This window comes from Novisyntrophococcus fermenticellae (genome assembly GCF_018866245.1).
Taxonomy (GTDB): Bacteria; Bacillota; Clostridia; order Lachnospirales; family Lachnospiraceae; genus Novisyntrophococcus; species Novisyntrophococcus fermenticellae.
In genome coordinates this window covers 2,624,890-2,644,354 of sequence record NZ_CP076458.1, presented here as the reverse complement: position 1 = coordinate 2,644,354, position 19,465 = coordinate 2,624,890, and the positions used below count along the sequence as shown (strand labels likewise).

At 43.0% G+C, this 19,465-nt stretch carries 32 protein-coding genes; 31 read left to right on the top strand and 1 reads right to left on the bottom strand.

Annotated features, from left to right (window positions below; all coding sequences use genetic code 11):
- Positions 1 to 4: 4 nt before the first annotated feature.
- A complete protein-coding gene (locus KNL20_RS12220) occupies positions 5 to 424 on the bottom strand; it encodes a helix-turn-helix domain-containing protein (protein WP_230398014.1) in 420 nt (139 codons plus the stop codon).
- A gap of 231 nt (positions 425 to 655) precedes the next feature.
- Between KNL20_RS12220 and KNL20_RS12215 the strand changes: the two genes are divergently transcribed.
- The 31 genes from KNL20_RS12215 (at position 656) to KNL20_RS12065 (ending at position 19,456) form a co-directional block, all read left to right on the top strand.
- A complete protein-coding gene (locus KNL20_RS12215; RefSeq protein ID WP_230398013.1) occupies positions 656 to 841 on the top strand; it encodes a helix-turn-helix domain-containing protein in 186 nt (61 codons plus the stop codon).
- Between the two features lie 47 nt (positions 842 to 888).
- The gene (locus KNL20_RS12210) at positions 889 to 1,143 is read left to right on the top strand and encodes a hypothetical protein (RefSeq protein WP_230398012.1); all 255 of its coding nucleotides are present in this window, start codon (positions 889 to 891) and stop codon (positions 1,141 to 1,143) included.
- Positions 1,118 to 1,327, top strand: a complete 210-nt coding sequence (locus tag KNL20_RS12205; protein WP_230398011.1) for a hypothetical protein — start codon at positions 1,118 to 1,120, stop codon at positions 1,325 to 1,327. Before KNL20_RS12210 ends, KNL20_RS12205 begins: the two co-directional genes overlap by 26 nt.
- Before the next feature lie 47 nt (positions 1,328 to 1,374).
- Positions 1,375 to 1,578 carry a hypothetical protein gene (locus tag KNL20_RS12200; RefSeq protein ID WP_230398010.1) on the top strand — a complete coding sequence of 68 codons (204 nt, stop codon included), beginning with the start codon at positions 1,375 to 1,377 and terminating at the stop codon, positions 1,576 to 1,578.
- A gap of 15 nt (positions 1,579 to 1,593) precedes the next feature.
- Positions 1,594 to 2,091 (top strand): siphovirus Gp157 family protein, encoded by a 498-nt coding sequence (locus KNL20_RS12195; protein WP_230398009.1) that lies wholly within the window; start codon positions 1,594 to 1,596, stop codon positions 2,089 to 2,091.
- Positions 2,092 to 2,096: 5 nt separating this feature from the next.
- Entirely contained in the window at positions 2,097 to 2,267 is a 171-nt protein-coding gene (locus KNL20_RS12190; RefSeq protein ID WP_230398008.1) for a hypothetical protein, read from the top strand.
- 2 nt (positions 2,268 to 2,269) lie between these two features.
- Positions 2,270 to 2,887, top strand: a complete 618-nt coding sequence (locus KNL20_RS12185) for a hypothetical protein (protein ID WP_230398007.1) — start codon at positions 2,270 to 2,272, stop codon at positions 2,885 to 2,887.
- On the top strand, positions 2,887 to 3,543 hold the full coding sequence (locus KNL20_RS12180; RefSeq protein WP_230398006.1) for an AAA family ATPase: 657 nt from the start codon (positions 2,887 to 2,889) through the stop codon (positions 3,541 to 3,543). The genes KNL20_RS12185 and KNL20_RS12180 overlap by 1 nt, the downstream gene beginning before the upstream one ends.
- Positions 3,540 to 4,163: a hypothetical protein gene (locus tag KNL20_RS12175; protein ID WP_230398005.1), complete on the top strand. Its 624-nt coding sequence runs from the start codon at positions 3,540 to 3,542 to the stop codon at positions 4,161 to 4,163. The genes KNL20_RS12180 and KNL20_RS12175 overlap by 4 nt, the downstream gene beginning before the upstream one ends.
- A complete protein-coding gene (locus KNL20_RS12170; RefSeq protein WP_230398004.1) occupies positions 4,141 to 4,758 on the top strand; it encodes a CHC2 zinc finger domain-containing protein in 618 nt (205 codons plus the stop codon). The genes KNL20_RS12175 and KNL20_RS12170 overlap by 23 nt, the downstream gene beginning before the upstream one ends.
- Positions 4,688 to 6,610: a DUF927 domain-containing protein gene (locus KNL20_RS12165; RefSeq protein ID WP_230398003.1), complete on the top strand. Its 1,923-nt coding sequence runs from the start codon at positions 4,688 to 4,690 to the stop codon at positions 6,608 to 6,610. Before KNL20_RS12170 ends, KNL20_RS12165 begins: the two co-directional genes overlap by 71 nt.
- Positions 6,611 to 6,933: 323 nt before the next feature.
- The gene (locus tag KNL20_RS12160; protein WP_230398002.1) at positions 6,934 to 7,338 is read left to right on the top strand and encodes a PDDEXK family nuclease; all 405 of its coding nucleotides are present in this window, start codon (positions 6,934 to 6,936) and stop codon (positions 7,336 to 7,338) included.
- The gene (locus KNL20_RS12155; RefSeq protein ID WP_230398001.1) at positions 7,335 to 8,726 is read left to right on the top strand and encodes a DEAD/DEAH box helicase; all 1,392 of its coding nucleotides are present in this window, start codon (positions 7,335 to 7,337) and stop codon (positions 8,724 to 8,726) included. The genes KNL20_RS12160 and KNL20_RS12155 overlap by 4 nt, the downstream gene beginning before the upstream one ends.
- The gene (locus KNL20_RS12150) at positions 8,713 to 8,931 is read left to right on the top strand and encodes a hypothetical protein (RefSeq protein ID WP_230398000.1); all 219 of its coding nucleotides are present in this window, start codon (positions 8,713 to 8,715) and stop codon (positions 8,929 to 8,931) included. Before KNL20_RS12155 ends, KNL20_RS12150 begins: the two co-directional genes overlap by 14 nt.
- Positions 8,932 to 9,080: 149 nt before the next feature.
- Entirely contained in the window at positions 9,081 to 9,434 is a 354-nt protein-coding gene (locus KNL20_RS12145; protein WP_230397999.1) for a hypothetical protein, read from the top strand.
- Positions 9,435 to 9,525: 91 nt separating this feature from the next.
- Positions 9,526 to 9,738 (top strand): hypothetical protein, encoded by a 213-nt coding sequence (locus KNL20_RS12140; RefSeq protein WP_230397998.1) that lies wholly within the window; start codon positions 9,526 to 9,528, stop codon positions 9,736 to 9,738.
- A gap of 28 nt (positions 9,739 to 9,766) precedes the next feature.
- Positions 9,767 to 10,570 (top strand): DNA adenine methylase, encoded by an 804-nt coding sequence (locus tag KNL20_RS12135; protein WP_230397997.1) that lies wholly within the window; start codon positions 9,767 to 9,769, stop codon positions 10,568 to 10,570.
- Positions 10,571 to 10,584: 14 nt separating this feature from the next.
- Positions 10,585 to 10,791 carry a hypothetical protein gene (locus tag KNL20_RS12130; RefSeq protein WP_230397996.1) on the top strand — a complete coding sequence of 69 codons (207 nt, stop codon included), beginning with the start codon at positions 10,585 to 10,587 and terminating at the stop codon, positions 10,789 to 10,791.
- Positions 10,792 to 10,794: 3 nt separating this feature from the next.
- On the top strand, positions 10,795 to 10,983 hold the full coding sequence (locus KNL20_RS12125) for a hypothetical protein (RefSeq protein ID WP_230397995.1): 189 nt from the start codon (positions 10,795 to 10,797) through the stop codon (positions 10,981 to 10,983).
- Between the two features lie 13 nt (positions 10,984 to 10,996).
- Positions 10,997 to 11,200 (top strand): hypothetical protein, encoded by a 204-nt coding sequence (locus tag KNL20_RS12120; protein WP_230397994.1) that lies wholly within the window; start codon positions 10,997 to 10,999, stop codon positions 11,198 to 11,200.
- Between the two features lie 5 nt (positions 11,201 to 11,205).
- Positions 11,206 to 11,640, top strand: coding sequence for a sigma-70 RNA polymerase sigma factor region 4 domain-containing protein (locus KNL20_RS12115; RefSeq protein ID WP_230397993.1), 435 nt, complete (start codon positions 11,206 to 11,208; stop codon positions 11,638 to 11,640).
- 254 nt (positions 11,641 to 11,894) lie between these two features.
- Positions 11,895 to 12,878 (top strand): DUF6731 family protein, encoded by a 984-nt coding sequence (locus tag KNL20_RS12110; protein WP_230397992.1) that lies wholly within the window; start codon positions 11,895 to 11,897, stop codon positions 12,876 to 12,878.
- Positions 12,879 to 12,902: 24 nt separating this feature from the next.
- Positions 12,903 to 13,454, top strand: a complete 552-nt coding sequence (locus KNL20_RS12105; protein ID WP_230397991.1) for a hypothetical protein — start codon at positions 12,903 to 12,905, stop codon at positions 13,452 to 13,454.
- An 84-nt stretch (positions 13,455 to 13,538) separates the two neighbouring features.
- Positions 13,539 to 13,994 (top strand): KGG domain-containing protein, encoded by a 456-nt coding sequence (locus KNL20_RS12100; protein WP_230397990.1) that lies wholly within the window; start codon positions 13,539 to 13,541, stop codon positions 13,992 to 13,994.
- Positions 13,969 to 15,219 (top strand): terminase large subunit domain-containing protein, encoded by a 1,251-nt coding sequence (locus KNL20_RS12095; protein ID WP_230397989.1) that lies wholly within the window; start codon positions 13,969 to 13,971, stop codon positions 15,217 to 15,219. The genes KNL20_RS12100 and KNL20_RS12095 overlap by 26 nt, the downstream gene beginning before the upstream one ends.
- A 2-nt stretch (positions 15,220 to 15,221) precedes the next feature.
- Positions 15,222 to 16,580: a phage portal protein gene (locus KNL20_RS12090; protein ID WP_230397988.1), complete on the top strand. Its 1,359-nt coding sequence runs from the start codon at positions 15,222 to 15,224 to the stop codon at positions 16,578 to 16,580.
- Complete coding sequence (locus tag KNL20_RS12085; RefSeq protein ID WP_230397987.1) at positions 16,531 to 17,856, top strand: minor capsid protein; 1,326 nt, start codon at positions 16,531 to 16,533, stop codon at positions 17,854 to 17,856. Before KNL20_RS12090 ends, KNL20_RS12085 begins: the two co-directional genes overlap by 50 nt.
- Positions 17,846 to 18,004 (top strand): hypothetical protein, encoded by a 159-nt coding sequence (locus KNL20_RS12080; RefSeq protein ID WP_193735399.1) that lies wholly within the window; start codon positions 17,846 to 17,848, stop codon positions 18,002 to 18,004. The genes KNL20_RS12085 and KNL20_RS12080 overlap by 11 nt, the downstream gene beginning before the upstream one ends.
- Before the next feature lie 57 nt (positions 18,005 to 18,061).
- Complete coding sequence (locus KNL20_RS12075; protein WP_230397986.1) at positions 18,062 to 18,391, top strand: hypothetical protein; 330 nt, start codon at positions 18,062 to 18,064, stop codon at positions 18,389 to 18,391.
- Positions 18,388 to 18,675, top strand: coding sequence for a ribosomal-processing cysteine protease Prp (locus tag KNL20_RS12070; protein ID WP_230397985.1), 288 nt, complete (start codon positions 18,388 to 18,390; stop codon positions 18,673 to 18,675). Before KNL20_RS12075 ends, KNL20_RS12070 begins: the two co-directional genes overlap by 4 nt.
- Positions 18,676 to 18,751: 76 nt before the next feature.
- Positions 18,752 to 19,456, top strand: a complete 705-nt coding sequence (locus KNL20_RS12065) for a DUF4355 domain-containing protein (RefSeq protein ID WP_230397984.1) — start codon at positions 18,752 to 18,754, stop codon at positions 19,454 to 19,456.
- The last annotated feature ends 9 nt before the right edge of the window (positions 19,457 to 19,465 follow it).

Below are 19,465 nucleotides of genomic sequence, written 5' to 3'. Positions count from 1 at the left end.
CACCTCACTTACGGTATTTTTTAGGTGTGAATTTTTTCTTTGCATTAATCTTAGCAATTCTCAAACTGTTCTCGAGACTGATTTTAAGTAATTCACGAGTTTCTTCATCTAATGGCTCACCGCTGAAGGCAAGAGCAGCCTGGTCATTCTCTAGTTCTTCGAGCGTGTTTTGCAGCATTTTTGCAATATCCCGCTCATCCTTCGATGTGAGTGCCGGCTCTTTTCTTTCAGGTTCTTTTCCAGTCATTAAATAGTCAACAGTAACCCCAAAGTAGTCAGCTATTTTCTGCAAAGTTATCATTGAAGGAGTATTTCTCCCACTTTTCCAGTTACTTAATGCTGTTTGTGTAACTCCAGCATCCTTCGCAACACGATAAGCACTAACTCCGTGTTTTTGTAAAAGTTGCTCAAATATTTCGTACATTTATTGTACTCCCTTCACAAAGATACAAATACTTTCGAGAAAGTGAGTAATAACGCTTGACTAATTTCGAATGCTGATGTAATATATAGTTACGCAAACGAAAGTAAGCGTAAAAACACGCTTTCGGATTGTGATATACTTTCGATTAGAAATTTGGTAGTTTCATAATTGAAAGTATATCACATAGTGAAAGCAAAATCAATATTACTAATAAAGAAAGGAAGTGTAAAAATGTACGAAAAATTTGTTGAATTATTGGAGAGATTCAACAAGACAACCTATCAAGTCTCAAAAGATACAAAAATAGGACAAAACGTTTTTTCAAATTGGAAAAACGGTCGCAGCACTCCAAAGGTAGATAAGTTGCAAAAAATAGCTGCTTACTTCGGCGTGTCAATCGAATATTTCTTAGAATAACATAATAGCTGTCCAATAGTCTGGACAGGAGAAAAGGAGGTGTGAGTTTGAGAGACCTTTTAAATGCTAATCAAACGGCCAGAGTGATGCAATGTGCTCCCCAGATGGTGAGGGAAAGAATTAAGCGAAACATCTGGACATTCGGCCGGGCAGTAGTACCCAGTGAGTCAGGCCGGAAATTGACCGGATATGAAATTAACAAGAGGGAGCTTGCGGACTTCTTGAAAATTTCTCTCGATGAAATTAATCGAAGATTGGGGGAAGATGGTGAAAACAATGAAGCAGATAATCCTATACCTTAAGGCAACAGTCCTGTCCGGTGCCGCAGCACTGTTGTTGATGGTATCGCTGCTATATGCCGGCGTGGAGGTGCTAGACGTATTTTTTTGGATGCTGCTTACGTACTTTGGGCTGTATTTTGGGGTGCTAGCAGTAATCGAGGAAAAAAGCCCTGAGAGCGGCAACTCTCAGAGCAACAACAAATAAATAATATGTTACCCCTATTATAGGGGAGAAACGGAGGAAATGTCAACATGGAAGATAAGCAAAAAATATGTGATCAGCTGGTAACAGCCCTAGAATTGACCAGAGCTTTATACGACTTAGAAAGTTTGGAATATAACCCCCAGTCAGAGACAGTGCGTGCAACATTTACGACAAGAGAACACAAAATAGTGAATGTGGCGGCAGATTCCGGGATTGCAATGATCCGGGATATTATCAGACAGATTGTTTAAGGAGGAATAGATAAAATGAGTACTATTTATGAATTAACAGACCAATACGAAGAGATTTTAAACATGTTCTATGACGGCGAAACCGATGAGGATTTGATCTTTGATACTCTGGAATCCATTGAGGGCGAAATTGAGGATAAGGCTGACAATTACGCAAAGCTGATCAAGCAGCTGACCGCTGATGCAGAGATGTTAAAGGCCGAAGAAGTGAGACTTAATACCCGAAGAAAATCGCTTGAGAATCGGGCGGCGAGATTAAAGAGTAACCTGCAGGCAAACCTTGAATTTATTGGCAAGACAAAATTTAAGACATTGCTGTTTAGCTTTTGTGTTGCGACCAACGGAGGAAAGCAACCCCTTGCGATTACAGAGAATTTAGGGGAAATTCCCGGCAAGTTCCTGATTCCGCAGGATCCAATTGTGGACAAGGACGCCATTCGGGAATTGTTGGAGGAAAAGGAAGTAGATTGGGCACACCTGGAACCCCGGGGCAAGTCGCTTCGAATCCGGTAATTATTATGGAAGAAGAAAAGATTACGCCATACCGCATGAATCAAATTGTGCAAACGGCGGCAAAGGTAACAGAAATGATCGTAAACGGAAAATATTTGTACAAGCCGAATTTTGAAGAATGTGAACTGGTGCTGGATTTTGTTCGGCATGCAATCGAGAAAAGCAAGGAGGAATAGATATGTTTTTACATATGCCAACATTTAAGAAGCTGATGAAGTCAGCGTTTAATCACGGAAATTTGACCGTTGGAATGACAGGCGAAGGTTTATTTGTGGAAGGGGGAACCTTTGTCACCTGGTTTGATTGGAATTTTATCCCAAACAAGGTCAAGGGCGCCATCATGGAGCTGACCGGAGAACTGCCAACCGAAAACCATATATTTAAAGCCGGAAAAGAGGGCAATCAATACGAGCTGCTCTGGAATGCATATTGGAATGTCCAGGAACAGCTGCGAAGAGCAGACAGGCGCTATATCGTAACGCCGATTGTACTAGACGATCAGAGATACGATGCGTTCCGCTTTCTGCAGCAGGCAGACGCTACGGATCATATAAGGGTAATTTCCGAGCAATTCATACATCTGATCGACTATGCGGAGATTGATACGCTAAATGGCGAGGGCAGCCCGCAAGGGCCATTTAGCACAGAGTGTGGCGAGATATTCTATTGGTCTACGGATTACTGCATCCTGGGCGTGCGTGCTCATAAATTATATCGTGGCTTAAGCATTAAGGTGCGGGACGTAATATCCGAAATTGACTTTGAGGGCGACTATTCGAGATTGGAGGAAAAATAATGGCTATACCAGTATTAATCATCGGAAAATCTGGAAGTGGGAAATCTGCCAGTATGAAGCACTGTATAAATAAAGATTTCAATCTGATACGTGTACTAAATAAGCCATTGCCATTTAAAGGTAAAATAAACGGCTGGATAACGGACGATTATCAAGTCGTGTATAAAGCCCTAAAATCTGCCCCGGCAAAATCCATAGTAATTGATGACGCAGGGTATCTGATTACAAATTATTTCATGAAAAATCACAGCACAAAAGGCAAGGGAAATGATGTATTTGGACTGTACAACACCCTGGGGGATAATTTCTGGAATTTAATCCAGTTTATCATAAACGATATGCCACCAGACAGAATCATCTATATAATCATGCACGAAGATGCAGACGATTACGGGAATGTAAAAGCCAAAACCATAGGGAAATTACTGGACGAAAAAATTTGCCTGGAAGGGATGTTTACGATTGTGCTTCGAAGCGTAAACAACCTGACGGAGCATAAATTCATTACTCAATCTGACGGTGGAGCTATAAGCAAGTCGCCAGAGGATATGTTCGAGGATATAGAGATACCTAATGATCTGCTATATGTAGACAACAAAATCAGAGAATATTACGAGATTGAGAATTCTAAAAACAAGGAGGAAAAAGAGCAATGATAAAGAAACCGGAGGGATACGACCAGGCACAGGCTTACACAGGAGATTCCATGCAATTGCCTGCTGGGTGTTATGTGTGCGTTGTGAAGCAGGTATCACAAACAGAGACAAAAAACGGACGTCCTCAGTTGGCAATCCTCTATGATATTGCAGAGGGTGAAAATAAAGGTTTTTATCAGGCGCAGTTTGAGGCAGCTAAAAAATCTGGAAGCGACGCAAAGTGGAAGGGCGTACACAAGCAGGTTATGGATGGAAGCAGTGTTCCTTTTTTAAAAGGCCTGATCACAAGTATTGAAAAATCCAACAACTATCAATTTCCGTGGAACCTTGAGGGAAACGAGAAATCTTTGGTCGGAAAAAAGTTTGGTGCAGTTATGGGGCGCAGGGAGTTCCTGACCTCAGAAGGAGAAAAGCGATTTGTCACTGAAATTTTTCAAGTGCGCAGTCTTGACGGCTTAAAGGACGCGAAGGTACCGGAAGACAAGCTATTAAGTGCAGAAGAGCTAAACCAGTATAGTCAGCGCAGCCTGCCTTCACAGCCGGCATCCGATCCGGCACTTGCAGCAGATGGATTTATGAGCATCCCGGATGGTATAGATGAAGAGCTTCCCTTTATGTAAAGAGGATTACACACAGGTAAAGCAGATGTTGTCCATGCGGCAGGTAGCGGGCTTTTATGGATTTAAAGAGGACAGGCAGCACCTGTGCACCTGTCCTTTCCACAAAGATAAACATCCGAGCATGCGGATTTACCCAGATAACAAAGGATTTTACTGCTTTGCCTGCCAAAAAGGTGGAGATATCGTCACCTTTGTTGCAGCGCTTTACAACACAGATAACGAGCATGCTTGCCGAAAACTAATCGAAGATTTTTCTTTGCCGATTACCACAGAACCGACAACTTACCGGGAGCGGCGAGAGTGGGAAAAGCGAAGGAGCAGGCAAAAAAAAATAAGCCAGTTCCAGCGGGATAGTATGAAAATCCTGCGTAAATACTGGATTTTGCTGTGTGAAGCGACCAGAGATACGCAGGATATGCATTTCGTGGAGGCAATGCAGAATTTATCTATTGTAGAATACCGGATAGAGTGCTTGATAGAGTGCCCGGAAGAATACTACGAGGACAGAAAGGCGGTGAAAAAGATTGGAGAAATCGGAAGACGAATTGCTGGATGGCATGACCCAGATTGCACCGGATCAGCAGTTTCCGGATGAAATCTTTTATAAGATTTTCGAAATAGATGGAAGCGTGGAACGGCAGCAATACATAGAGGCGCTAAAAGCAAAAGCCCGGCAAATGAAGCGGATACAGGAATTCAATTCCATCTTGAAAGCCTTTTTCACCGACTATTCACAAAAAATGAAAGAGACAGGAAACACCACAAATTTTACCGGACAGCCGCTGTCTCTTGAGTGCGGACCGTGGAGAGCAAATGACATAGGCGTAACGATGCAGAAATTTGACACACATGGTATGCCGGTATGCGTAAGTGCTTGTACTCATCCGATATTACCTGTAGAAATATACAAAAATGTGGATACGGGAAAAGAACGCGTAAAGCTGGATTATTTTAAATACGGACAGTGGCAGAGCGTAACAGTGAATCGTAAGGTTTGTGCTGATAATAAGGCTATAGTAGAGGTTTTAAGCGATATAGGTGTAGAAGTTACCAGCGAGAACGCAAAATCCCTTGTGCGGTATATATCGGACTGCATCGGTATGAATCCTGCTACATTAGAGCCGAAGAAATCAATTAACCGACTGGGGTGGTCCGGAAAGGAATTTATGCCCTATGCCAATGACATTGTCTATGATGGCGAACAGGATTTTGATGTTATTTATAAAAATGTAAAGGAAGGTGGAAGCTTTGAGAGCTGGAAAAACCATTGTGGCGAGCTTCGGAAAAATAAAATAGTCCGTCTTGCATTTGCCGCAAGTTTTGCATCCTGTCTAATTGAGCCGGTCAATGCCCTTCCCTTTGTTTTTCACATCTGGTCGGGCGAGTCCGGAACCGGAAAAACGGTAGCGATCATGGCAGCTATGTCACTATGGGGCAATCCCAAGATGGGCGGGCTGGTAAAGACCATGAATACGACAAAAGTCGGTATTATGCGTACTTCCGCTTTTCTGTACTCGATTCCTTATGCCGGTGACGAGCTGCAGACTATGAAAGATAAGTGGCTGACGAACTTCGACCAGTTAATCTATCAAATTACAGAGGGAATTGACCGTGGGCGTGGCCGAGCATCCGGAGGCGTGGAGGAAACAAAGACCTGGCATAACAGTTATCTATTTACCGGAGAAGAACCAATTACGAAATCGAATAGTCGTGCAGGCTCTAAGAACAGGGTAATCGAAATCGAGGTGGAAGATAAGATTATCGAGGATGGAAACCACACGGTAAGTGTTTTGACGGAAAATTATGGACACGCTGGAAAGATGCTGATTGAGCATCTTCAGAACACAGAGACAAAGGCATTGCGCGAAGAATACAAAAGGTATTTTGACGCAATGTGTGAGCTTGATACGACTGAGAAACAGGCGATGGCGATGGCGTGCATTTTACTGGCAGACAAAGTTTTGACAGAGATTATATTCGAAGACGAAACAGCCCTCAGCATTGAGGACGTTAAGATGTATCTTCGAAGCGCAAAAGAAGTAGACGTCGCAGAACGATCCTATCAATCGGTGCTAAACTGGATTGCAAAAAATCCGATTCGATTTCAGGATCCGAGTGGAATGGACAGCAGCAATAAAGGTGAGGTCTGGGGCAGGATTGATGCCGATGAAAACCATCCGGAAAAATCACCTATAGCCGTAATCAATAAAGATGTTCTTTGCGATTTTTTGGAAAAAGATGGATTCGATTATGCAGCTGTAAGTAAAAAGTGGGCGGCAAAGGGCAGATTGGTAAAAAACTCGCAGGGAAAGTTTGTGCATCAAACAAGAGTGTTCGGAATTAAGGCAAGTTATATCAAAATAGTTATGGACACAGAAATGGACCCTGATGGATTTGTAAGTTTGGATGAAATTGAGAACGGTTGTTCTGAACTACCGTTCGATTAAATGCCTTACCAAAAGTCTCGAAAAATACCTATTTTCGATAAGGTAAGACACTTGGTAAGACAAAAGAATCCAGCAAAAATGCGGCTTTTATATATATTGTCTTACCATCTTACTGTCTTACCAGTACCAATCGCCTATAGGGACATAAAAATCGATATACTAAACTTGCTACTAAAAGGTGTGTCATTGTACCCGGTTTTTGGGTAAGTTGGTAAGACATCCTAAAAAACCCAGTAAATACAAGGGTTTGCAGACTTACCAGGGTAAAAAAATGAGTAAGACAAATTTGAGATTTGGTAAGACATTTGAGATTGGAGGATAAAATGAGCAATAAAAGTATGGGAACGGCATTTGAAAAAGAATTTGCAAAATTGTTATCCGACTTCGGGTTCTGGGTGCACCGGATGCAGGATAATGCAAATGGTCAGCCTTTTGATTTGATTGCGGCCGGGAATGGAAGGACTTACGTCTTTGACTGCAAAAACTGTGAAGGAAACAATTTTCTATTTCGCAGGATGGAAGAAAATCAAAGGAATGCTATGGACCTTTGGTTACAGTGTGGAAATCAGAATGCAATGTTTGCAGTCAGATATCCAGATATCGGAGTTTATGTTTTTGAATACAGAGACCTTAACAGCTATGAACAGGATGGCATGAAAGGGATTAAGCAGGAAATGGCTCATATTTATGGATATACCTTTGAAGAATTTACGAGGATGTTCGCATGAAGATATTGATTAGTAATGAAATCAGCATTCAGGAGCCTACCCAGGTGTTGCTGAACTGGATCCGGGCGAATTTAATTCTCCCAAATCCGGAATATAGCAAAAAGCTGCGCATGGGGTTATGGACGGGAAACACCCCAGCACAGATAAGCCTGTACCGGGTAGACGGAAATACAATTTACATTCCCTGCGGGGTGGGAAAACAGATTCGGAAATACCTGCCAGCTGGCGCAGAAATCAATCAGGACTTGGCCGACAACGGAATCCTTGCCTTTGATGGCGAAATCCCGTTATATGACTATCAGGATGATGCAGTTGATAGTATGCAGGCTGCAGGATGCGGCATACTTCAAAGCCCCTGTGGCAGCGGCAAGACACAGATGGGTATCGCCTTGGCAGCAAGGCTGCAGCGCAAAACGCTTTGGGTAACGCATACGCAGGACTTGCTTACCCAGTCCTATGACCGGGCAGCACAGTACTTTGACCGGAAAACACTGGGAAAGATTACAGCCGGAAAAGTGCAGATTGGCAGTCATATCACATTTGCTACCGTGCAGACGCTTAGTAAGCTGGATCTGAGCCAGTACAAATACACCTGGGATACGGTCATTGTAGACGAATGTCACAGACTAGCAGGAAGCCCGACAAGTGTAACAATGTTTTATCAGGTAATGAATTGTCTGGCCGCAAGATATAAATATGGTCTGAGTGCTACGGTACATCGCTCTGATGGCTTGATTAGGAGCACCTTCTCGATTATAGGCGGCGTACAGTACCAGGTGCCGGAAGAGGCGGTAAAGGATAAGACGATGCAGGTGACAATCCTGCGTAGAAATACCGGAGTAAAGATCAGCCGAGAATGCCAGGATACGGACGGGACGCTCGTATATAGCAAGCTGCTTCCATACTTGTCCGAGAACTCGGACAGATGTCGGCTGATTGTGAGTGATCTTGTAAAAAATAAGGACCACTCAAGCCTGATTTTGTCCGACCGATTGGGGCACTTACGGCATCTGATGGATATGCTGCCGCCGGAATTAAGATTCAAGGCTGTCATGATTGATGGAAAAATGACATCGAAGCGGGGACGGGCGGCACGGGTCCAGGCGATTGAAGATATGCGGACAGGTCGTAAACGGTTTTTATTTGCTTCCTACAGCCTGGCGAAAGAGGGACTGGACATTCCCCGGCTTGACCGACTGTATCTTACCACTCCGAAAAAGGATTATGCGGTGGTAACTCAGAGCATCGGTCGGATTGCCCGGACGTTCGCCGGAAAAGAAAATGCAGTCTGCTACGACTATGTAGATGAGCTAGGGTTTTGTGAAAACCAGTGGCGGAAACGCAAGACCAGCTACCGAAAGGCGGGATGCAGAATTGAAGAAACATGAGCTGGAAGTATATCAGAAAATTTATATTGAGTGCCACAATCTTTTTATCGTCTATGCACCCAGAACGGATGAGCCATATGCAGAATTCGTAGCAGCCGCCGAAGTGAGCAGAAAGAAGATAGGAGACCATCCGTTCTGGTTTCGTCTGTTGAAACTAACAACAGATGAAATTGAAAAAGTATGGAAAGGAGACATCAAAAAATGAAAATAGCGCCAAGAAAGAAAAGTGACAGAGGCGGATACCCGATAATGCCGCTAAAACAAAATATCCCGAATCCGAAGGACAAGACCGCCATTTTTAACCGTTTTGTCAGAGAGGCATATACTGTTATAAAAGCGCATTGCAGGTGAACTATGATAACAGAAAATTATTCTATTTCATTTTTGGGACTTGACCCCAGATATTACTCCATAACAACTATTGGAGATGTTTGGAACGTGGCCTCAGATAAAGTTTACGAAGAAATCGGTATTCGCGTTTCAGGGGAGATACAAGAAAGTTATATTGTTGGTCAAGACGATGAAAAACTTAACAACACTATTATTTTTACGGTTCGAAGTACAAGAGTTCCCCATGAAATAGTAACTTCAGAGAAATACTGGGATGCATATGAAGAGGTTATTGAGGAAGTTAGGTATAGATTGGGAAATCCAAGGATGTATATAATAATAGCTGAAATTAATATTACCAATTTTGAAGCGATCTGACATAGGCGAGTGGTAGAAATACCACTCAATTAAAAAGCGTACAAGCAATATAAAAACGTCCGGCTGCTAAGTGCCGGGGAAAGAGGTAGAGATGGAATTTATAGCAATTAACTTAGATGATTTTCACAAAAATCAAAAGGGAGAGCCTAGAACCGAAGCTGAAATGATGTTTGTGGATGCGAAGGATATCTGGAACGCTCAAAAATACATGGAGTTAAATCACTCGGAACATCCGTGGGCTGTAATTTGCAAGCAAGTGTTTGATGCAAATATTGTTACGAGACAAGTATACAGGGATAACTAAATTAAAATTTAGGAGGAGGAATGATGTTGTGAAATGCGTGTTGAAATACCCGGGAGCCAAAAACAGGTTAGCCCCTTGGATTTGCGAATACATACCTGAGCACAAAGTATATCTGGAGCCATACTTTGGGAGCGGAGCAGTATTCTTCAATAAGGTTCCGGCCAGAATCGAAACATTGAATGATTTGGATGAAAATGTAGTAAATTATTTTCAGGTCGTTAGGGAGAAATCCGATAAGCTGGCAGAGCAGTTAGAAATGACACCATATAGCCGTGATGAATACTATAGGGCCTGTGAGTTTAATTCTAAAGATTCGGATATCGAAAAAGCACGGAAATTTGCCGTCAGGTGTTGGCAAGGGTTTGGATGCAGTAACTTATACCGCAATGGATTTAGAAGTAGTCAACAGTCAAAAAGCCCACATACAACGAAAGAATGGGGTGGGATTCCCGAAAGGATTAGGCTTGCAAGTGAAAGGTTAAAAAATGCACAGATTGAGAATCTCCCAGCCACAGAGGTGATTAAGCGTTATGATACATCAGATGTCTTTATGTATGTTGACCCGCCATATTTGCATGGAACCAGAAAAAACTATTTATACAAGCACGAAATGAAAGATGATGCGCATGTTGAACTGTTAGAATTGCTTGTGAGCCACCCGGGAAAGGTTTTGTTATCAGGATACGATAACGAGATGTATAACGATATGCTGCAAGGGTGGAATAGGGTGCAAAAGAAGACGCAGGCAGAGGCCGGTATCCCCAGAGTGGAAACATTGTGGATGAATTATGAAATAGGTCAGTCAGAGCTCCCCCTTGGGGCCAAATATTAGAGGAGGAAAAAACCGTGAATAAATCAGGTTATAGTGACCCGACTGCCGAAGACGCAATCGGCACGGTGGAAAAAGAAAACAAAAAGATACGCAAGTGCCGGCACGTAGAGCGTGTAGGGAGCACAGCGGTGTACGTCACAGAGGGATGCCCGCACGCCAAGCTGATTCAGGGCAAGCGGGTAAGCTGGAGAGGGCAGTGTTTGAGATGCAGGGAGGAGTGATATATGAGATTTAGTGTTGAGAAGTTTCGTAAGAATGCTGAACACGCAATCAGGAAGAGGGTGCCGCAGCCGCATCTGGATATACTGGACGGCATGGAGGTTACCAGGGATACGTTGGAATATCAGGTCGACGGGGAAAAGTTTTATTTGTTTCCGGTATACCCAGAGTGGTGCGAGGAAGAAGAACTATGAGACGAGGAGGATAATGATGGAGCTTAAGTATTCAGACAATGTAAAGTTAGTTGTAAACATAACCGAGGAAATGAAACAGGATTACCGGGATTGCGGTGAGTGTGCCTGTGTTCCAGGTGGAGACGGGAAGGATTGTGACGGCTGCAGCCTGAATGTAGACATTGGGGGAGTGACATTGTGTGAGATGCTCCCGGTGACTGAAAAATTGGAGGAGTGATATTTGTGGATAAAAAACGACTGATGCAGTATAAGGCGTTTATGAGAGAGCAGCCCAAGCTGGAAAAAGAGATTGATCGGCTATATGACCGCCTGAATGAAGTGCCTGTCGTGTCAGGCAAGGTGACAAAGTCCGGTGATGACTTTCCGTACATAGAGGAACACCTGACGGTGCAAATGACTGAACCAAAAGCAGCAGAGGAGATTAAGAAGCAGATCCGGATCAAGGGAAAACGGCTGGATATGGTGGAGCAGGAACGTACAGAGATAGAAAAGTTCATTGCGGGAATACCGGACAGTCTAGACAGGCAGATATTTGAACTTAGCTTCCTGGATGGAAAAAAGCAGTGTGAGGTGGCAAACGAGATCGGAATGGAACGGAGTAGCATATCCAAAAGAATCAACTCTTTTCTGCAACTTTCACACAATTCACAAAAATAGTGTGCTATAATTATTCTAGAATGATTGGATTATCATTCACCCCACATAAGATTCATCCAGAAAAACGTCCTGTAGAAATATGGGGCGTTTTTCGTGCAATCTGTATATTGACAAAAAAGAACATATGTTCTAATATCATAAGTACCACACATATATATAAATCATGACTGTAATTTGTTGATAATTGTCAAAATTTGGTATATTATATAAATTATAGTGCGATTTTAGATGAATATGTGGAGGGACTATCAGTTATGGCTAAAAGGATTGATTTTTATACCATATCATTACACAATGGAGAGCAGGCAGTGAATTATCCAATAAGAGACTTTTTGGAGACTATCGGCAATCGAATGGGTGATGCAACTGTGGTTAGGGAAATTGGTGAGAAGTGGATTAGGGCATTTCCTTATTCGTATTCAAGTAGTCGGCAGCAATTCGTTATTCCATTCGGGAAGCTAAAAGATAAGAATAAGCCATATTGGTTAAATGATGAAAATCATTTAGAAGAAATTCCTGCAAGTTTGTATGACATTAATTCGTTGGGATTTGATCAAGAGTATAACGTAATGGTATTTACTACGAATAGGGAGGGTCCATCAGTCCGAGACGTAGAAGATTATTTAAATACGTTTATACCTAGCCATACGGGGCTATTTGTAAGGATTGATCCCATCAGGTATAATACTGGGATTGAAAAGGTAAGAAATGCAGAATTGGTAAAAAAGGTTACATTATATCTCGATTTAGGGCGCTCTTTAAATGATTTTTATTTAAATGAGTTAGAATACAACACGCCCCGCCCCTTGGCTGAAGCATTTAGAGCTTTTACAGAGGCAGCAAAAGATACTGGAGACAGTAAGGTGTTGTCATTAACATTGGGGTTAGGAAAAAATGGAAAAAGGGAAGACACTTTGAATTTGGAGAGTCTATTATATTTGCTTGAGCATATTAATATTGGAGCTGAGTTTGTAAAGGAAATAGAGGTAAATTATAAGGAAGGGCGAGAGGATAAGATTGATAAAGCTAAGTTAAAAGAATCCAACCTGCTATTATCCTATCCGTGTAGCGGCGTAGGATCTCAGGTTTCGCCGGAGGATTTGCTAAACAATATAAATAATGCTGTTGCGGATAAGGTAATGATAATAACAAGGCATAATAGAGAATATTTTGCAAACATGCAACAATATAATGCTAATGGGTTTAATATCGTTGAAACTTGGAATAGTATTGAGTAAGTATGACCGAAAATAGGTGGTTTTATGAAGAGAACTTTAATAGAGTTGGGAAGAAACTTGAAATTAGAAATTTTTATAATTGTATTGTATATTATTGGGGGTGTAATTTATTTTTATTTCCCAAAATGTTTTCCTACGTGCCTTAACTTAAACACATATTTCTCCAAGGACAGATTAGCGGGGATTGGAACATTTTTCGCTATTACTATAGGTGTTTATATTGCCGTGATTACAGTTTTGGCTACATCTGAAATCGGAATAAGCAGAGAAATGCTTAAAAGAAGATTAGATAAACCTCTAATAGATGTGATGATGGCAGGAATGACCGAAAATCTTGTTACTACAGGGTTGGCTATTTTTGTTCCTGTAAACAAGATTACATGTTACATTCTGCTGGTATTTCTTTCTGTGTCATTGGTCTCTTTTGCTAAATTTATTAGGCTGCTTGTAATAATATTTAAGCAAAACATGGAGCAAATGGCCAAGACAATAGATGAAGACGAAATTTATAAAAACAGCATGATCACCTATATGGAAGGAATATTTAAGTACTTTCAAGAGCATAGAGATGATTAAAAACATTCAGATCATGTTTAAAGGGCACCCCACTGCGGGTGCTTTTTCTATACGTAAATTTAAGCCAGATTGGAAGGTGAGGTGATGGCGAACAATGAAAACTTAAAACCTATACGAAACAAGAGTGAAGCAAGAGAACTAGGTCGAAAAGGTGGTAAAGCCTCAGGAGAAGCCCGTCGCAGAAAAGCCGATTTCCGGAAGACCTTAAACCTGCTGCTTACTGCTGAGATAGACAGTCCTGAATGGACACCTATCTTGGAAACGCTGGGGCTTGATAGCACGCTCGAATCGGCTGTTAATGCAGCAATGATAAAAGAGGCCCTGGCAGGTGACGTGAAGGCGTACGAAGCGATTGCTAAGTATGCTGGGCAGACTGCCAAGCCTGATGAGGACCTTCGGAACCGTGAAGCTGACACAGAGCTGAAACAGGCAAGAAAACAGGCTGTTACCGGAGAAAATGAGACAGATGAGGCTCTTGGAAAACTGGATGATCTATTGAAAGGTGTGTATGACAATGCAATTAAGCAGGAAACAGAATGAGTATATTGTGAATGCAACGCACCGGTGGAATATTAAGTCCGGAGCAGTGCGATCAGGAAAGTCTTTTGTGGACACAGCATATATGGTGCCGGCACGGATCCGGGAGAGAGCAGGAGAGCCAGGGCTGACGGTAATCCTTGGAGTGTCGAGAGAAACCGTTGAACGAAATGTGTTGCAACCAATGCGCGAGATCTACACAGACCGCCTGATCGGAACGATTAACAACCGTAATATTGCCAGGGTATGTGGAGAAGATGTCTACTGTTTAGGCGCAGAGAAGATTAGCCAGGTTGCAAAGATACAAGGTTCCTCAATCAAGTATGCTTACGGTGATGAGGTGGCAAAGTGGAACCAAGAAGTGTTCCAGATGCTAAAATCCCGTCTTGATAAGCCATACAGCTGTTTTGACGGTTCCTGCAATCCAGAAAATCCTACGCATTGGCTTAAAAAGTTTATAGATTCAGACGCAGATATATATTTGCAGAAATACCGGATTTTTGATAATCCGTTCCTGCCGTCAGAATATGTCTATAACCTTTGCAAGGAGTATGAAGGAACTGTCTACTATGACCGTCTGATAGAGGGGCAGTGGAAGCGTGCAGAGGGCGCTATCTATCGGAAGTTCGCAGATGCTCCGAACAGCTTTGTGCAGAAAGCCGACAGAGAGAACATTGCAAGAATTGAGATTGGGGTTGACTTCGGTGGCAATGGATCCGGTCACTCATTTGTGGCAACAGGAAAATATAAGGGCGGCAGAGTGCAGGCTCTTATGAGCCGGCGATACATGAACAAGGATTATCCACAGGGTATTGATGCAAACCTCTTGTCAGAACTCTTCCTGCAGTTTGTGGGAGCCGTCGTTGAAAGGTATGGAATGCCGGGATTCGTCTACTGGGACAATGCAGAAACAGTCCTGGGGCAGAGCATTACAAAAGCCTGCCGGGAAAAGTATCCAAGGGTTACCGTGCTGCCGGCATGGAAGATAAGAATAAAAGATAGAATTGATTATACAGTCCGCCTCATGGGAGCCGGGCTTTTTTCATTGACAGAGGATTGTGAGACATTGTCGCAGGCTTTGCAGGATGCTGTCTGGGACAGCAAGGCAGATGAGGATGTACGTCTGGATGATGGTACAAGCGATATTGACACGCTGGATGCCTTTGAATATTCGATAGAACGGGATGTTGCGCAGAGCCATTACAATCCAGTGAAAGGAGGAATTTAAAAATGTTTCGATTAGCATCAGATGAAGAATTAACAGACAAAAAGTTAGGAGAGTTCCTCCGGGAGCACTCATTGGAATCAACATTCCGGTATCAGCAGCTAAAAAATGCTTATGAGACGGATTATCCGATTTTCTATCAGGAGAAAAAGCCGGAGTGGAAACCGGATAACCGTATCGCAGTCAACTTTGCAAAGTACATTGTGGACACCATGAACGGATTTTTCATCGGGCACCCGATTAAGATTACGGCGGACGAGGACAGCATAGGAAAGTTTGTGGAATTTCTGGATCAGTATAACGATCAGGACGACAACAACGCAGAGCTGTCGAAGATATGCAGCATCTATGGAAAAGGCTATGAAATGTATTACGTAGACGATGTGGCCAATATCGGAATTACATATCTGACACCAATGGATGCCTTTATGATTTACGATGATTCAGTGCTTTGCAGGCCCCGGAACTTTGTACGGCTGTACCTGGATGCTGATAATGTGCTGCACGGCAGCGTATCGGATGAAAGCAAAGTACGGTATTTTACCCAAAAAGGGCGGCTTGTATGGGAAGGGGAGGAAAAGATACATGGCTTTGACGGGGTTCCTGCCACAGAATATGTCGAGAATGAGGAACAGCTGGGTATTTTCGAACCGGTACTGACCATGATCAACGCCTATAATAAGGCAATATCGGAAAAGGCAAATGATGTAGATTATTTTGCTGATGCTTACATGAAGGTGTTGGGAGCTTACGTAGATGATGACAGTGCCAAAAAGATACGAGATAACCGGATTGTCAATTTTCCACAAGGGATGCAGGATATTCTTCCAGAAGTGGAGTTTATGAGCAAACCGGACGGCGACGCCACACAGGAGCATTTAATTGACCGATTGGAGCGATTAATTTTCCAGATCAGCATGGTTGCCAATATTTCCGACGAGAATTTCGGTACCAGCTCTGGCATCGCTCTGAAATATAAGCTCCAAGCAATGAGCGACCTGGAAAAGACCAAGGAACGGAAATTTACATCCGGAATGAATCGCAGGTATAAACTGATTTTCAGCAACCCGGTGTCAGGGATGAAGAAAGATGATTGGGTAAAGCTGCATTATCGCTTCACTCCGAACTTCCCTGCAAATGTCCTGGAGGAAACACAGATTGCACAGAACCTTGACGGAATCGTATCACAGGAAACGCTGTTGTCGGTTCTTTCTGTCGTAGATAATGCGCAGACTGAAATCCAGAAGATTGAGCAGGAGAAGGAGAAGGCACAGGAGACGGTCACAGAGGATAGGTTATTGGAGAGGTTGAACAATGGGCAGCAAAACGTATTGGAGCCAACGGGAAGCAGCACAGCTTCGTAAAAATATCAAAGACGAGCTGGTGTACAATAAAAAAATCAAAGAGACCTATGATTACATGTTGGATAATATCCAGAAAGAGATCAATGGCTTTTATGCCCGTTATGCCACGAAAGAGGGAATAACCCTGGCTGATGCAAAGAAGCGTGTCTCACAGCTTGATATCGATGCCTACGGACGCAAGGCCAAACGCTATGTGAAGAATAAGACATTTACGAAGGAAGCTAATGAGGAAATGCGATTATACAACGCAACCATGAAGATTAATCGGCTGGAACTCTTAAAATCGAACATCGGCCTCGAGCTGGTGGACGGTTTTGACGAATTGCAGAAGTATTTTGATACTACGCTGACAGATCGGACATTGGCAGAGTTCAAGCGGCAGGCAGGGATTCTCGGTGAGTCGGTTCTGAACAACGAAAAAGCAGCGCAGGCCCTTGTAAATGCATCATTCCAGAATGCTACATACTCAGACCGGATATGGATGTATCAGGACATGCTAAAAGCTGAATTGTCCAGTCAGCTGAAGATTGGTCTGATACAGGGGAGAAATCCCAGGGAGCTGGCAAGGCATATCTCTAAAGTGTTTGGAGTGAGCCGAAATAATGCGGAGAGACTTATGCAGACAGAGCTTGCCAGGGTGCAAACGGAAGCCCAGAAGCAATCCTATGAGCGTAATGGCTACGATAAGTATGTATTTATCGCGGAGCCGACGGCCTGCCCAATCTGTCAGGCTCTGGATGATAAGGTATTTGATGTAAAGAAGATGATGCCTGGGACAAATGCCAGCCCCATGCATCCACATTGTCGTTGCAGTACCGCAGCTCATGCTGACCGAGAAGCCTTGGAGACAAGACTTGCCGAAATCGAAGCGCAGGAAATTAAAAGCCAACCGAAAGGTGTTGTAAAATCCGGTAAAAATGATACAATAAAACTAAAGGACATAATTATACACAGGAGTGTTGGAGCAAAGGCTAGAAATTATAAAGTTGTTGATAGGACAACTGGCATTGAGTATGAATTTGTTCCGGGTACCCACATACAGAACGCAGAGGTTTTTGCCGGAAAAGGAACAAAGCACCCACTTCATGGCGGTGTCCCAGAAGGACTTACAGAAGAATACGGCGGTGATGTTTCGAAGTGGCAGCATGCTAAAGGCGAAGGCATATTAGTAGGTGAAGATACAGGAGAAGAATATCCTGCTGAAGTGCATTGGTTCCAGGAAGAATCTGTTGGCAAAGTAAAATTTAAGGTAAAGAGGTGGTTGGATGAAAGTTAAATATCTGGGGAAAACTGAATTTTTGGTATTAACTCATGACAAAGTATATGAAGTTCTGGCCACTGAAAAGGGCTGGTACCGCATTGTGGATGATTCCGGGGAGGATTATTTATATCCCCCGAAGTATTTCGAGATAATTGACCAATAGATAGCATCAGTCGATAATGGCCGGTGCTATTTTTGTACACAAATTTAAGGAGGGAACATGACAATAAATGTATTAGGGACAGAATACGAAATATTTTTTAAAACATCAGAAGAGGACAAATTTCTGATGGATAATGCTGGGTATATAGACCGATCTGTGAAAAAAATTGTTATTGCTCAGAAAGACAGTGACTGTGAGCTTGAAGACTTCGAAGCGTATAAGAAAACGGTTATGCGGCATGAAATCACACATGCTTTCATGGAAGAGTCTGGTCTATCTGTGAATTTTGAGCACAAGACAATTGGAATTGACGAAACAATGGTTGACTGGATTGCAATACAATTTCCAAAGCTGAAAAAGACATTTGAGGAGGCGGGTTGCTTATGATTGAAGTCAGTGTAACTAAGGACGAAATAAGAGTGCTTGGTCACTCCGGGTATGCTCCACCAGGGCAAGACATTGTTTGTGCAGCAATATCCACATTAACGCAGGGCTTAGTCGCATCTATAGAGGGGTTGACAGGCGATAGACCAGATTATACAATTGCGCCGGGCGTATTTATTTTAAAAATTAAGGATTTATCAGCAAAAGCAAAATTGTTGGTAGATTCTTTTTTCATTGGTATTTCTGGGACTATAGATGCTTATCCGGAGTATGTCCGGATTGTATAAATTTTGTCCGAAACGACGAAAAACTACAGTGAATGCTCTGGGCGAAAAGAATGGAGTGGGCACGGAAAGGATTATTATGCGAAACAAAGTTTATTCAGCAATGAAGGAAGCGAAGTGGCCTTTTAATCTGCAGCTATTCGCAGAGGGAGACGATGCCGGGGCCGGTGACGGTAATGGCAGCGGAGCCAGAACAGACGCAGGAAATGGAACAGGAGATAATGGCGGCGCAAGTGGAGGTGAGGGCAAGCCTGTAACCTTTGATGATTTTCTGAAAGGCGGCGGCAATCAGGCGGAATTTGACCGCAGGGTACAGAAAGCCATAGACACAGCCGTTACAAAGGCACAGGAGAAATGGCAGGTGCTGGCAGACGATAAGCTGTCCGAAGCCGAAAAGCTGGCGAAGATGACAAAGGAAGAGAAAGCGGAGTACAAAGCCAAAAAGCTTGAAAAAGAGATTGCGGATTTGAAACGGGCAAATGCTCTCTCTGACATGTCAAAGACAGCTCGGAAGATGCTCTCTGAGGAGGAAATCACCATTTCGGATGAACTCCTGTCTCATTTAGTATCAGATGATGCAGAGCAGACCAAGGTGGCTGTGGATTCTTTCACGAAACTGTTTAAGGAATCAGTGCAGAACGCTGTCAAAGACGCTTTAAAGGGTAATCCCCCGAAAGCCGGAACAGGTGGAAAGGGAACAGTAACCAAAGAACAGATACTTGCAATCAAAGACCGTGCCGAGAGGCAGCGGATGATTACGCAACATATGAATTTATTCCAGTAAAGGAGATAA